Consider the following 13,265-nt stretch of genomic DNA (forward strand, 5'->3'; position numbering starts at 1 on the left):
GCGGCTTATTCTTCCTGCTTTTTCGAATGCTTTGGCCCCTGTCATCATCCAAGGCAGGGGCCTTATTTAATGCAAATCAACTAACATCGCGGTCCAGCAACATACCAGCACGGTTGCCGACATTTTTGCCATCAGCCCAGCTTTCGCGGCCATTTACCCAAACACTTTTGATGCCATAGGCAGGTGTTTTGGGTTTTTCATAGGTTGCACCAGATTGAATTGTTGCCGGGTCAAACAGGACCAGATCGGCAAAGGCCCCTTTGCGGATAAGCCCGCGATCCTTAAGGCCAAATCGTTGCGCGGGCATCGATGTCATGCGTTTGATGGCTTCTTCCAGCGAAAATAACCCGACATCGCGCACATAATGGCCCAAAACCCGGGGGAAAGTCCCCCAGACACGCGGATGGGAATGATCGCCGCGCGCAATGCCATCCGAACAGATGATGGTATGTTCAAACGACAGAATGCGCCTGACGTCACTTTCATCCATGATAAAGAAAATGCCGGTTGCGGGCAGCAAACGTTCCATCGCCGTATCAAGGTCGGTATTCCATTCCCGGGCGATATCGGCCAGGTCCCGGCCGGCCATTTGGGGATATGGTATGGAATCAGCAACAATTACCCGCGTGGCCTGGCGATGGCGGCCGGAATTCAGCATGGTCGAGGATGCCGTCCAGGGTGTTGTGTCAAGGCTGACATCATGCTGGCGCATTGCATCGCGAAACATCGAAAGCGTTATTTCCGACTGCCCATGATTGGCAAGGCCCGCACATTTATGATGGCTGACATGGACGCCACAACAGGATTCCTGCCCGATTTCAAAGGTTTCCTTTAAGGCATCAATGCCGTGGTCGCCTTCATCACGCATATGGGTGACGTAAAGTTTGCCATGCGATTTGGCAATGCGGGCCATTGCAATGGCTTCTTCGGTGGTGGCAGCGCGCGCGGGCGGGTAAAACAGGCCCGTGGAAACCCCGATGCCGCCTTCATCAAGGGCCTGATCCAGCGAAGTTTGCATTGCCTTAAGCTCGCTTGCGTCTGCCGGGCGGCCAAGATCGGCAACTTCGTTGATCCGCAAGGTGCCATGCCCGATCAGGCAGGCAGAATTTACCGCAGCTGGGGTTTGGCGCAATTGATTGCGGTAATCGGCAAAGCGGGCAAATCGCGGGCGGCTGGATGTCAGGATCATGCCCAGTGGTTGGGGCAGATCTTTCATCGTTGCGGTAAGCGGGGCGATGGAAAAACCGCAATTCCCCGCAATGATCGTTGTGACACCCTGGCTCAGCATACAATCCATGCCGGGGTCGGTTAACAGGGCCTCGTCGTGATGGACATGGGGGTCAATAAAACCGGGTGCAAGCGTATGGCCGTGGCAGTCAATCTCGCGACCGCCATGGTCGGTGCCCAAATCACCAATGCCGGTAATCCGGTCATCCAGAATGGCAACATCACCCGTAAAGGCCGGGCTGCCGGTGCCATCGATTATATTGGCATTGCGAAAAATAACGTCAGCTTGCATCGGTGGAAACTCCAGAAGTCTTGTGGTTTTTATTGTTGTTCAGGCATGCCTTCAGGTGCCCGCAATGGGCAGATCCCATGGGATGCCAGTTTGTTCGGCGCAGGTTTAAGTGTCAGCGCTGTCGGGTGACGCAGGTGTCACAGATCTTGCTGTTTCATTGTCATCACCTGCCCATCGCGCAAGAACGTGGATCAGGATAATCACGATCATGATCGGCACGGCAATGGCGACCCAGATTGTTGAAAAACCAAGGGTGTCGGTCATGGTTCGGCTATGGCGCAGCAAAAAACCGCGTGCCGGGTTGTTGCCCGGCCCAAAAAAGCAGAACCATAAAATCGGTGTCAGATAGATGATGACGACAGCAGACTGGATGGTGCCCGTAAGGACGGCCATCATTTTGTTGCTGCTGCCATCACTGGCGAAAAGGGCCGGGTCAAAGCGTCGCTTGAAGCTCATGGTGGCGCCAATCAACCCGGCCCAGATCATGGCATAACGGGCCAGTTCTTCTGTCCAGGATGGCGGCGAGGCAAACAGATAACGCGCAACAACCTGCAACAGAACGGCCCCTACCAGCACCGCAAGCGCGATGATGGCAATAAAGCCCGCCATCCGGTCCAGACCATGGCTGATATTCAGGGCTGTTTTTCGGATCGTGTTCACCGTCGCCGTCTCCTGCCTAGTTTTTTACGGTCTTGAGTGCGTCGAGATATTTTTGCAAAGCATCTGGTGCCATGATGGTTTTCCATGTCGGCGCGGTGGCTTCGACCATCTTTTCGCGTTCACCGGGTTCCAGCTGGGAAATGGTGACGCCAGCCTCTTTCATGCGGGCCATGACCTTGGTGCTCCAGTCGGTCAGCCAGGCACGGTTGGCGGCAATGCCCGCATCCAGTGCCTTGTCAATCTGGGCTTTTTCATCGGCCGATAGGGTTTCATACCAGTCGTTGGCAACAAAAACGGCACGGGTTGAAGGTGAAATATTGGCAGGGGTGAAATGCACCAGAAACGCCGTGTGCCCGGTGCGCAGCGATGAATTTGGCGGGTTAAGGTACCCATCGGCAATGCCGACCTGTATTGCATTGGCAACTTCCGACCAGGCGATAATGGTGCCGCTGGCGCCAAGGGCCTCTTCATATTCAAGCTGTTCCGGGTTAAGCGCACGCAGGCGCAATCCTTTTAAGTCGGCCATCTTGGTAACGGCATGCTGGCTGTTATGAATGCCAATGCCAACGCCAATATAGTTGAATCCCGCAAGGCGAACGCCATTTTCAAGCAGTGGCTTGTTCATTTGTTCAAGCAGGTCGCTTTTAGCAATAACGGCGTCGAATTCGTCGCTGTCTTTAAACAGGAACGGTAACAAAACACCTTTCAAAAGCGGGCTCATACCGACGCCGGTTGAAACGGTTGCAAGGTCAATTTCAATCAGGCCCTGTGCTGTGGTATCAAACCGTTCCTTTTCGCTGCCCAGCGTATCGGACGGGAACACAACCGCCTTGAAATCGGTGCCTTCAAGCGCATCGGCAAAGCCGTGAACAAAGGCGGCTTCGGCATTGGTGACCGGGTCATCGGTGCCGTTCATGGCGATTTTGACCTCGGTGGCAAAGGCCGGCGTGATAACGGATGTGGATAACAGAATGGCAAGGGAGGCAAGTTTTCTGCCCGACTTCGATAGCGTCATGTTACGTGAACTCCTCTGTGGTGCCCTTTTTGTTTGTTATCAGCTAAGCCCCAGGGCGTGCGGCAAAGCCAGTGAGATGGCCGGGAAGAATGTCAGCACAATGAGAAGTGCGACCTCGGCAAAGAAGAACGGCAGTGTTGCCCGGATCAGGCGCCAGTAATTGATGTTACAGGTCGTTGCCAGGATCAGCAGGACACCACCAATCGGGGGTGATAAAAGCCCGGTTGAAATGTTGAAGCAGATGACGATGCCCAGATGAACGGGATCAATCCCCATTGCCAGCGCCACGGGCACAAAGATGGGTGCAAACAGGGCAACGGCGGCCTTAACATCCATGGCCATACCCGCGATCAAAAATACGACATTGACCAGCATCAGATATTGTAAGGGGCCAAGGCCCAAGGCCGTGATTTGTGCGGCAATTGCCTGGGGCAGGCGGTCAAGTGCGGCGATGTAGGAAAACGTTGAAATCGCACATAAAATAATGAAAAGCGCACCTAACATTACTGCCGTGCGGATCGCGCTTTGGCGAATGGCTTCGCGGTCCAGTTCGCGATAGGCCAGGCCGATAACCAGTGCGGCAGCAACGGCAACGGCCGCAGCTTCTGCCGGGGTCATTACGCCAAACAGGGTGCCGCCCAGAATAATGACCGGCAGGGTCATGGCAGGCAGGGCGCGCATGAATGATTTGCCAATGGGCGGGATATCAGCCTGGCTTCCCGCGCCGCCGGGATGATCGTCGCGCCAAGCATAAAAGGCATTCATCACCATCAGCATGGCGGCCAGCAAAAGACCAGGGACAACACCGGCTGCAAACAGCGCTGCAACCGATGTATTCATCAGTGCGCCATAAAAAATAAGGATGCTTGAGGGTGGGATGATCGGCCCGATAATTGATGATGCGCCGGTAATGGCAACGGCATAATCAAGCGAATAGCCGCGCCTTTGCATTTCCGGCACCAGCGAATTGCCAAGGGCTGCCGCATCGGAAACGGCCGATCCTGACACCCCGGCAAAGAATACACTGGTCAGAATATTGACATGTCCCAGCCCGCCGCGCAGGCGCCCTAACAGCGACATGGAAAAATCGATCAATGCCGATGCAATGCCACCTCGGTTCATCAAATCGCCAGCAAAAATGAATAACGGCATCGCCAGAAAGGCAAATACGTCAAGCTGGCTGAACAGACGTTGCGGCAGGGCCGCCATGAAGTTTGCCTGGTCGCCCAGAATGAAAGTCAAGATGGAAGCGGCACCGATGACATACGCAATCGCCGCGCCAGATAAAAGCCCCGCTCCGATCAGGATAAACAGAAATACCGCCTGCATCCTAATTCCCCTGTGTGTTTTTTATTATCAGCAAGAGTGAGCCGATTGCACAGGCAGGGAAATAGAAAACTTTTATTTCATCCATAGTAATATGCTATGGATGAAAGGAAGACATAATAGCGGTGAGGGGCTTCATGCGTGGAATAACGCTTCAGCGATTGCAGGTGTTTTGCGAGGTTTACGAGCGGAATTCGATTAGTGCCGCAGCCCGTGCGCTTGGCCTATCCCAGCCAACGGTCAGCAAGCATTTGCGCGACTTTGAAGCCGCATCCGGCCTGACATTATTTGTCCTTGAACGGGGCCGTATCCTGCAAACAGCAGATGCCGATGCGATTTATAGCGAAAGCCGGTTTCTGCAGGATGGTATCGGCCAGCTTGAAGGGCGGATTGACGCCCTTAAAAAAGGTGTGGGTGGCAAGCTATCGGTCATGTCGATTGGCCTGTTGATGAACCATTTTGTGCCGCAGGCCTGTGCCAGCCTGATGCAGAAAATGCCGCAACTGCGTCTGATCGTGGATATCAGCAAGTCAGCCCATCAGTTGGAATTGCTTCATGCAGGGTTGATTGATCTGGGGATTATGGCGGGTCGTGTCCCTGTTCGGGACGAGGAATTTACGCTGCTGGGGCGTGGAAAATTAATGGCGGTGGTGCCGCGTGATAACCCGCTTGCGCAAAAGCGGCAGGTGACGCTTGAACAGGTTTTTGTTTATCCAATGGTCGATACCACGGCACGCGGTCCGATTGGCAACGTGCTGGAAGAAGCCCTTCGCCTGCGGGGGCTTAGCATGGCAGGGGCGGTAACCTGCAATTCGCTGGAGGCTGTGCCCCCCATGGCACAGACCTTGAAACGTTGTGCCATTGTTGATGAATTTACCGCCCGGTCCCTACAGCAAACCGGCATTGTTTGCATCGACCTTGCTGCTGATATCCGGTTTGATATCTGGGCGGTAAGTTTGCCATCAACGGGGAACCGCAATGCCATTCGCCTGTTTTCCGATGCATTGCGCAAGTTGCTGGCAGAAAGATAAAACATCTATCAAACATAAACCCCTGCCGGGTCATCCAGCAGGGGTTTGGTATTGAGGGCAGAAACAATCTGATGATCAGAATGCCAGCCTTGGTAAAAACAGGACAAGATCCGGCAGCATCAGCAGGGCAAAGACAAGGGCGAGGATGGCTGCAAGGAAAGGCAGGCTTTCCTTGACGTAATGTTCGACCCGCACATTCATGATGGCGCAAACCGTATACATGGCAACGCCAACAGGCGGGGTCATGGAACCCAGGGTGACAAGGGTCATCATCAGGATACCGAAATGGACCGGGTCAACACCAAGCTGTTTGATAATGGGCACGAAAATCGGGGTTAGCAGCAAAACCAGCACCGTGCTTTCCACAAACAGGCCAGCCACAAACAGAATAACCAGAATGGTGGCAACAATTGCTGTCGGGTTGCTAAGCCCGGCCAGAAGCGCACCCGAAACCGATTGCGGAATTTGCAGGAAGGTAATGGCAAAGCCCACCATGCCCGACATCAGAATGATCAGCATGATCATGCCAAGATCGGAAATGGCATCGGCCAATGCACGTTTGATATCGGCAAAATCCAGTTCGCGGTGGCTGAACATCCCGACCAGAACCGCATAAACGACGGCGAAGGAGCCTACCTCGGACGGGGTGAAAAGGCCCCCGCGGATGGTGATGATCAGCAGAACCGGAAACAGCAGCGCCCATTTTGCATCCCAGAAGGCAACGGCAAGTTCGCGAAAGGTAGGTTTGCGGGCATCCTTGGCAACGTAATTGCGTTTTTTGGCAATGATATAGGCCGTGACCATCAGCACGATCATCATCAAGACGCCGGGAATAATACCCGCCAGAAACAGCCGCCCGATCGACACATTGCCAACATAGCCATACAGGATCAGCCCGATTGAGGGCGGGATGGTCGCCGTGATCAGCGAGCTAAGCGCGATGACGGCTGCCGAGAACCCCTTGGAATAGCCATTTTCGATCATTTTCGGGCCGATAACGCGGGCTTCCATCGCTGCATCGGCAACGGCAGAGCCGGAAATGCCACCCATCAGGGTTGAAAGAATGATCGAAACCTGTGCAAGGCCCCCCGCCATCCAGGATACGGCAATGTTGGAAAAGCGAAACAGCCGGTCGGTAATGCCGCTTTCATTCATTAAATGCCCGGCCAGTACAAAAAACGGCACGGCGAGCAGCGGAAAGCTTTGCGAAACCGCAGCAATTTTTTGCACGCCAATCGACAGCGGCATGATGTCGGATGTGGCGAAAAATGCAAAACCTGACAGGCCAATGGCAAAGGCCACCGGGGCACCAATGATCAGGAAAAACAGAAAGATGGAACCGATCAGAAGCATGGTCAGATTTCCTGGGTCGTCGTTGGGGGAGTATTGACAGGCGGGATGGCATCAACGCCTTCTTCGGGCAGGGAATAGACCAGCACCTGTTCGGCCCGTCTGTTGCGCCAGGCTTCGATGATATTGGAAAGAATGGTGCCACCCAAAATGACCGACCCAACCGGCACGGCAATGGTGACAAAGGCATAGGAAATGCCGGAATCCCCAAACTGGCGCTGCTTGTTTAGGATCGTCAGGTCATATCCCTCGACCGCCAGAACAGCGAGCATGGCGACAAAAACCAGGCTGACCCCCGTTTCAATCACCAGCCGGTAGCGGTGTGGTGCCAGGCGCACAAACAGGTCAACACCAAGATGGCCGCGCTGGCGCATGGCACGAATGGCCCCGAAAAAGCACAGCCAGATAAACAGCAACTGCGCCATATCGACCGACCACATCAGCGGATGGCCAAAAGTACGCAGGATGGAGGCGACAAAAACCAGCAGGACGATGGCGATGAAGATTGCGGAAACCAGCGCAAACTCGGCCTGGGCCAGACGTTTTTTCATGCCCGGTTTTCCTCCCTTTGTTGGGGCGCTTTGCGGCGCCGGGTCACGGTAACGGGTGATGGTGATGGGAAACTGGAAAATATTATCTCTGTTCATCAGGCGGGCATATGCGCCCGGTTGCGAACCAAAATGACATAACAGGATGGGGCAGTTTGGCAGGCTTGTGAAAGGGTGCCAATGGCACGATCAATGGGGCCGCCTGACGGGTCGTGTTTTTGTTATGGGGCAGGGGTTCTAACCTGCCGGGATATATAAGCCGGAACAGATAGGTGAAACGGACGAAGAACCGGTCGTCTGGTTCCTCGTCCGCCACGGGATAACGGGCTTATTTGTTCAGAAGTTCGTCAACCTGCTTGTGCAGGTCGCCATAACCCAGCTTGTCATAAACAACCTTGGTGGCTTCCTTGAACGGGGTGGTGTCGATATCGGTTACTTCAACGCCACCGTCTTTCAGTTTCTGTTCAATCGATGCGAGGGCATCGCGGGTGCCATAGGATGCAATGTCACCTGCTTTAAGCGATTCTTCGCGCAGGATTTTCTGCAAATCTTCCGGCAGGCTGTCAAACCAGGCGGCACTGGTGACCAGGCCGGTAATCAGGTTGATATGGCCGGTTTTGGTGATGTGGGTGATGACTTCCTGAAGGTTCGCACCAACAACGGCGGGAAGCTGTGCCTCGGTGCCATCAATGGTGCCAAGCTGCAGGGCGCTGTAAACATCGGAAAACGGCATCGGGGTTGGCGTGCCGCCCATGGCCTTGACGGTTTCGGTCCAGACAGGTGCTCCCGGGGTCCGCAGGACCAGACCATTGAGGTCAGCCGGTTTCGTGATCGGTTTTTTCGTCAGAAGGTGACGTTCACCCTGCCACCAGTTAAACGACAGAACCTGATGGCCAGATGCCTTGCGCAGTTTTTGAACCCAGGTTTCAAACAGGTCGGATGTCACGACCTTGCGAATGCCATCATAACCCTGTGCCAGATACGGGGCGCCAAGAATGCCGAATTCTTTTTCAAAAACGGCAAGGCGACCGCCATCAACGATGACTGCAACCGGTGCGCCAGCGCGCGCCTGTTCCAGAACATCTTCATCCGGGCCAAGCTGGGAATTGGGAAACAGGGTAACCTTGATTTGCCCTTTGGTGCGTTCATCAACGTTTTTAACAAAGGCTTCGAGGCCCTTGTAAAGCGGGTCGCTGGTGGCAAGGGCAGTATTGACGCTAAGGGTGTAGTCAGCGGCATGGGCCGCAAAAGCCATGGTCATGCCTGCAACGCCAGATGCGACGATGGTGGCCAAACGTGAAATCTTCATTCTTTCCTCCCTGAAGATGCTGGCTATGGTCGCCAGCCTTATTTTGGTGAAATAGCATACTAATATATTAGTGTCAATTCGCAGCAATGGAAAACCGGATTTGGCGATGTGCAATCCTATTGCTGCGGGCGGGGTGATGTTGGTGGGGGTGTTTTTCGGCGTCGTTTATTGTGGCCGGTTAGCAATGTGTGACGGTCGCCTGGTGGGCGGAATTATGACGTTGTGCGCGGCTGCGGTGGCAGAATCGCGATACCTGCCATCAGCGTTCGGCAGGCAGATGTGCATCATTTTGCTGATTAAATTTGGTGCCCAGAACGGCTGACACTGGAAAGTTTTTGCTGACGAATGGTGTTTGCGTTGGTGCCGGTGCCAAGCGCTATTCTTGGGCCGGTTGCGGGGCGCGTGAGTCTATTGCCAATCCTGGGGCCTTAAACCGGCTGAAGTGGGGGCGGTTTGGTGTGGCTTTGCTTAGGCGCCAAACATCTCCCGATTGTTCTGGATGATGGTATCAAGTTCCATCAGCGAACCGGAAAGATGGTCGCGGACGTGGGATTCGGCGGTTTGCAGGTCCGATGCACGAATGGCATCGAGGATTTTTCCGTGCTGGAAAATGACCCGCTCAATCTTGCCCGGTGTGGGCAATTGCAGGCAGCGCACCCGGTCAAGATGGCCGCTATGTTCGCGCACGACTTCCCATAAATCCTCGTATCCCGCCGCAATAAACAGCGATCGGTGAAAGGCACTGTCGAGCTTGGAAAAGGCACCCGGTTCCATGCTGCTATGGCGTTGCTCTGCCAGCATTTTTTCAGCCGGGGCGATTTTGGATTTATCGAGCGATAATGCCAGATTATGGGCGACTTCCAGCTCCAGCGATGTGCGCAGGAAATGGGTGGATTTCACCTTGTGAATGCTGATTGGCGCAATCAGGGTCTTGGATTGCGGGAAAACTTCGACCAGGCCATCCTGTTCCAGTTTCAAAAAGGCTTCGCGAACGGGTGTCTGACTGACGCCGTAGAAATCGGCCAGAACAGCACGCGACAGGCTGTAACCCGGCCGAAGGTCAAGCGAGACGATCCTGTCGCGCAGGTCTTCATAAACCTGCAACGCGACCGGGCGGTTCCGGCTGATTTGAAATGGTGTTGCTGCAAGGCTCCCTTCCGGGATGCCGCCGGTAATCTTTTGTCTCATCGTGATCTTTCCTATGCCACTTCGCCTTATCCTACAATATGCCTTGCACGCGCAATACTAATATTTTAGTATCCGCATCAAAGCAAAACAATTTCAGGGCGAGGCGTCTTTTTACGCATATATTTATCGGGTTTGGCGGGTGTAATGGCCTGCTGGGTTATCAGTTGGGGTGACCCTGATGGTTCCCGATAAAAGTGCGCTCTGCCTTTCCGGAAAAAGAATATCGACCACCGTTCCGAGGATTTCATGACACATAAAAAAACGATCAAGGCCGAAGACCTGCGCAGTGCACGGTGGTTCGCTCCCGATGATTTGCGGTCTTTTGGCCATCGTTCCCGCGCCATGCAGATGGGGTTGGGGCCGGAAGACTGGGAAGGCAAACCGCAAATCGCCATTATCAATACCTGGTCGGATGCCAATCCGTGCCACGCGCATTTCAAGTTCCGGGTCGATGATATTCGCCGTGGCATTACCGAAGCAGGCGGTTTCCCGATGGAACTTCCAGCACTGTCGCTTTCGGAAAGTTACGTGAAACCCACGACGATGCTTTATCGCAACATGCTGGCGATGGAGACGGAGGAGCTTTTGCGCTCTCACCCGGTTGATGGCGTTGTTTTGATGGGGGGGTGCGATAAAACCACGCCGGGCCTGGTAATGGGCGCGGTCAGCATGGGCCTGCCAATGATTTATGTGCCTGCTGGCCCCATGTTGCGCGGCAACTGGCATGGCAATGTGCTGGGCAGCGGGTCCGATGCCTGGAAATATTGGGATGAACGCCGGGCAGGCAATATTTCCGATGCCGAATGGCAGGGGATCGAAGGGGGTATTGCGCGTTCCTACGGCCATTGCATGACAATGGGCACAGCCAGCACCATGACGGCGATTGCCGAGGCAATGGGTTTGACCCTGCCCGGTGCAACCTCGATCCCGGCGGCGGATTCAAACCATATTCGCATGTGCACCGCATCAGGCCGGCGCATTGTCGATATGGTCTGGGAAGATTTGCGCCCGGATCAGATTATCACGGCGCAATCTGTTGAAAATGCCGTGACGGTCGCAATGGCAACGGGCTGTTCAACCAATGCGGTGATCCATCTTATTGCCATGGCGCGCCGTGCCGGGGTGAACCTTGATCTAACCGATTTTGATCGTCTAAGCCGTACGACCCCTGTGATCGCCAATATCCGCCCGACAGGGGATAAATACCTGATGGAGGATTTCTATTACGCCGGTGGTTTGCGCGCCCTGATGAGCCAGCTTGCCGAGAAGCTTGATCTTGGCTGCAAGACGGTAACGGGCTTTAGCCTGGGAGAAACGCTGGAAGGGGCGAAGGTTCATAGTGAAGATGTCATCCGCCCGCTGTCAAACCCGGTATACAAGGAAGGCTCACTGGCGGTTTTGCGCGGTAATCTTGCGCCGGATGGCTGTGTGATCAAACCGTCGGCCTGTGATCCGAAATATTATGAACATGTTGGTCCGGCCCTGGTGTTTGACAGCTACCCGGAAATGAAAGCTGCCGTTGATGATGAAAACCTCGATGTGACGGCGGACCATATTATGGTGTTGCGCAATGTCGGGCCGCTGGGCGGGCCGGGGATGCCGGAATGGGGTATGCTGCCGATCCCGACCAAGCTGGTGAAACAGGGGGTGCGCGATATGCTGCGTCTTTCCGACGCCCGCATGAGTGGTACTTCGTACGGTGCCTGTATGCTGCATTGCGCGCCCGAGGCCGCGATTGGCGGGCCGTTATCACTGGTTAAAACCGGTGATATGATCCGGGTAAGCATCCCGGACCGCACCATTGAAATGCTGGTTTCCGACGAGGAACTGGCGAAACGTCGGGCCGAATGGAAAAAGCCCGAACCCGCCTTTGCCCGTGGTTATGGCTGGATGTTTGGACGCCATGTCAAGCAAGCCAATGACGGTTGCGATTTTGACTTCCTTGAAACCGGTTTCGGCCCGACGGCCGGCGAACCCGACATTTATTAAGCAGGCGGAGAGCAAAAATATGACATTCAAACTAAGTGCCGAAACCCGCGCCAAATATATGCAGGTCAGCACTGCTACTCTGTGCACCGCCCTGTTTAAACGTGGCCTTCGCAACCAGTTCATTCAGGATGTGCGCCCGCTTAAGGCCGATGGTCCCAATATGGTGGGCGAGGCCTATACCCTGCGTTATATTCCCGCGCGCGAAGATTTGAACCCGATCACGGTTTTTCAGAACCCGGAACACCCGCAGCGCGTGGCAGTCGAACAATGCCCCGAAGGTGCGGTAATGGTGATTGACAGCCGCAAGGATGCCCGCGCGGCATCGGCTGGTTCCATTCTGGTGTCGCGCCTGATGGTGCGTGGTGTTGCGGGCATTGTTACCGATGGCGGCTTTCGCGATTCACCCGAAATCGCCCAACTGGCCATTCCGGCCTATCACAACCGCCCGTCTGCCCCCACCAATCTGACCCTGCATCAGGCCCTTGATATCAATGTGCCAATTGGGTGCGGTGATGTTGCTGTATTCCCCGGTGACGTCGTTGTGGGGGACCGTGAAGGCGTGATTATTGTGCCCGCCGAAATTGCCGTTGAAATTGCCGACGAAGCCGTTGAAATGACTGCCTTTGAAGATTTCGTCACCGAACAGGTGCTGGGCGGTAAAACCATTGTCGGCTTGTACCCGGCCACCAACCCGCAAACGCTGGAAGATTTCAAAGCCTGGCGCACAAAAGCCGGTCGGTAAGATCATTTGCTTTTCCTGGCGAAACAGCCCGTGGCAGGAGTGCGGCGGGCTGTTTTTCGCTAGGCTTGTTGCGTGATATTGACGGGCTATTCATAGGGTGAGATCAGCTTAATTGTGCCTCGATCGCGACTTTGTCGAGGACTGAAAGGACATTGATGATCTTGCCGTCGCGATATTCATAAAAGACGTTTTCGGCAAATTTGATTTTGCGGCCATTGATGGGCAGGCCTAGAAATTCGCCCTTTGGCGTGCAGTCAAACATCAGGCGGCTGGCGACCATGGGGGCTTCGCAGGTCAGGGTGTCGATGTTAAAGCGCAAATCGGGGATTTGGGCGTAATCGTTTTCAAGCATGGCGCGATAGCCGGCAACGCCCAGCGGGCGGCCATTATGGGCGGCATCTTCATGCACGAAATTTCCCAGATTGTCCCAGTCCTGGCTGTTCAGGCAATCAATATACTGGCGATAGAGGCTGGCAAGTTCGGCCGGGGTCATGGCATATCCTTTTGATTGAAATTCATTTCGCAAGGCGGGCCACCTTTGGCAAGGGTGCTGGGATAACCCCGCAGAAATGAATGATTTTTCATCGG

12 protein-coding genes are annotated in these 13,265 nt (G+C 54.6%); 3 read left to right on the forward strand and 9 right to left on the reverse strand.

What is annotated here, in order from left to right:
• Positions 1 to 76: 76 nt before the first annotated feature.
• The 4 genes from CSC3H3_RS21825 to CSC3H3_RS21840 all read right to left on the reverse strand — a co-directional run bounded on the left by CSC3H3_RS21825 (position 77) and on the right by CSC3H3_RS21840 (position 4,523).
• Positions 77 to 1,519 (reverse strand): N-acyl-D-amino-acid deacylase family protein, encoded by a 1,443-nt coding sequence (locus CSC3H3_RS21825; RefSeq protein ID WP_101286524.1) that lies wholly within the window; start codon positions 1,517 to 1,519, stop codon positions 77 to 79.
• A gap of 105 nt (positions 1,520 to 1,624) precedes the next feature.
• On the reverse strand, positions 1,625 to 2,179 hold the full coding sequence (locus tag CSC3H3_RS21830) for a TRAP transporter small permease (RefSeq protein WP_245881435.1): 555 nt from the start codon (positions 2,177 to 2,179) through the stop codon (positions 1,625 to 1,627).
• A gap of 16 nt (positions 2,180 to 2,195) precedes the next feature.
• Positions 2,196 to 3,194: a TRAP transporter substrate-binding protein gene (locus CSC3H3_RS21835; protein ID WP_101286525.1), complete on the reverse strand. Its 999-nt coding sequence runs from the start codon at positions 3,192 to 3,194 to the stop codon at positions 2,196 to 2,198.
• Positions 3,195 to 3,233: 39 nt separating this feature from the next.
• Positions 3,234 to 4,523, reverse strand: a complete 1,290-nt coding sequence (locus CSC3H3_RS21840; protein WP_101286526.1) for a TRAP transporter large permease — start codon at positions 4,521 to 4,523, stop codon at positions 3,234 to 3,236.
• 134 nt (positions 4,524 to 4,657) lie between these two features.
• On the opposite strand from CSC3H3_RS21840, the gene CSC3H3_RS21845 reads away from it, so the two are divergent.
• The gene (locus tag CSC3H3_RS21845) at positions 4,658 to 5,551 is read left to right on the forward strand and encodes a LysR family transcriptional regulator (RefSeq protein WP_101268749.1); all 894 of its coding nucleotides are present in this window, start codon (positions 4,658 to 4,660) and stop codon (positions 5,549 to 5,551) included.
• Between the two features lie 75 nt (positions 5,552 to 5,626).
• Here the strand turns inward: CSC3H3_RS21845 and CSC3H3_RS21850 are convergent, their stop codons facing one another.
• The 4 genes from CSC3H3_RS21850 to CSC3H3_RS21870 all read right to left on the reverse strand — a co-directional run bounded on the left by CSC3H3_RS21850 (position 5,627) and on the right by CSC3H3_RS21870 (position 9,946).
• Entirely contained in the window at positions 5,627 to 6,904 is a 1,278-nt protein-coding gene (locus tag CSC3H3_RS21850; protein WP_101268747.1) for a TRAP transporter large permease, read from the reverse strand.
• 2 nt (positions 6,905 to 6,906) lie between these two features.
• Positions 6,907 to 7,452: a TRAP transporter small permease gene (locus tag CSC3H3_RS21855; RefSeq protein WP_101286871.1), complete on the reverse strand. Its 546-nt coding sequence runs from the start codon at positions 7,450 to 7,452 to the stop codon at positions 6,907 to 6,909.
• A gap of 325 nt (positions 7,453 to 7,777) precedes the next feature.
• Complete coding sequence (locus CSC3H3_RS21860; RefSeq protein WP_101286527.1) at positions 7,778 to 8,758, reverse strand: C4-dicarboxylate TRAP transporter substrate-binding protein; 981 nt, start codon at positions 8,756 to 8,758, stop codon at positions 7,778 to 7,780.
• Between the two features lie 468 nt (positions 8,759 to 9,226).
• A complete protein-coding gene (locus CSC3H3_RS21870; protein ID WP_101286529.1) occupies positions 9,227 to 9,946 on the reverse strand; it encodes a GntR family transcriptional regulator in 720 nt (239 codons plus the stop codon).
• 246 nt (positions 9,947 to 10,192) lie between these two features.
• On the opposite strand from CSC3H3_RS21870, the gene araD reads away from it, so the two are divergent.
• Together araD and CSC3H3_RS21880 are read left to right on the forward strand one after the other, a co-directional pair.
• Entirely contained in the window at positions 10,193 to 11,935 is a 1,743-nt protein-coding gene (gene araD, locus CSC3H3_RS21875) for an L-arabinonate dehydratase (RefSeq protein WP_101286530.1), read from the forward strand.
• Positions 11,936 to 11,954: 19 nt separating this feature from the next.
• Positions 11,955 to 12,677, forward strand: a complete 723-nt coding sequence (locus tag CSC3H3_RS21880; RefSeq protein ID WP_101286531.1) for a ribonuclease activity regulator RraA — start codon at positions 11,955 to 11,957, stop codon at positions 12,675 to 12,677.
• A gap of 103 nt (positions 12,678 to 12,780) precedes the next feature.
• On the opposite strand, the gene CSC3H3_RS21885 is transcribed toward CSC3H3_RS21880, so the two are convergent.
• Positions 12,781 to 13,170 (reverse strand): ester cyclase, encoded by a 390-nt coding sequence (locus tag CSC3H3_RS21885; protein WP_101286532.1) that lies wholly within the window; start codon positions 13,168 to 13,170, stop codon positions 12,781 to 12,783.
• Between the last annotated feature and the right edge of the window lie 95 nt (positions 13,171 to 13,265).

Origin of the sequence: Thalassospira marina (genome assembly GCF_002844375.1) — a bacterium.
Classification (GTDB): domain Bacteria; phylum Pseudomonadota; class Alphaproteobacteria; order Rhodospirillales; family Thalassospiraceae; genus Thalassospira; species Thalassospira marina.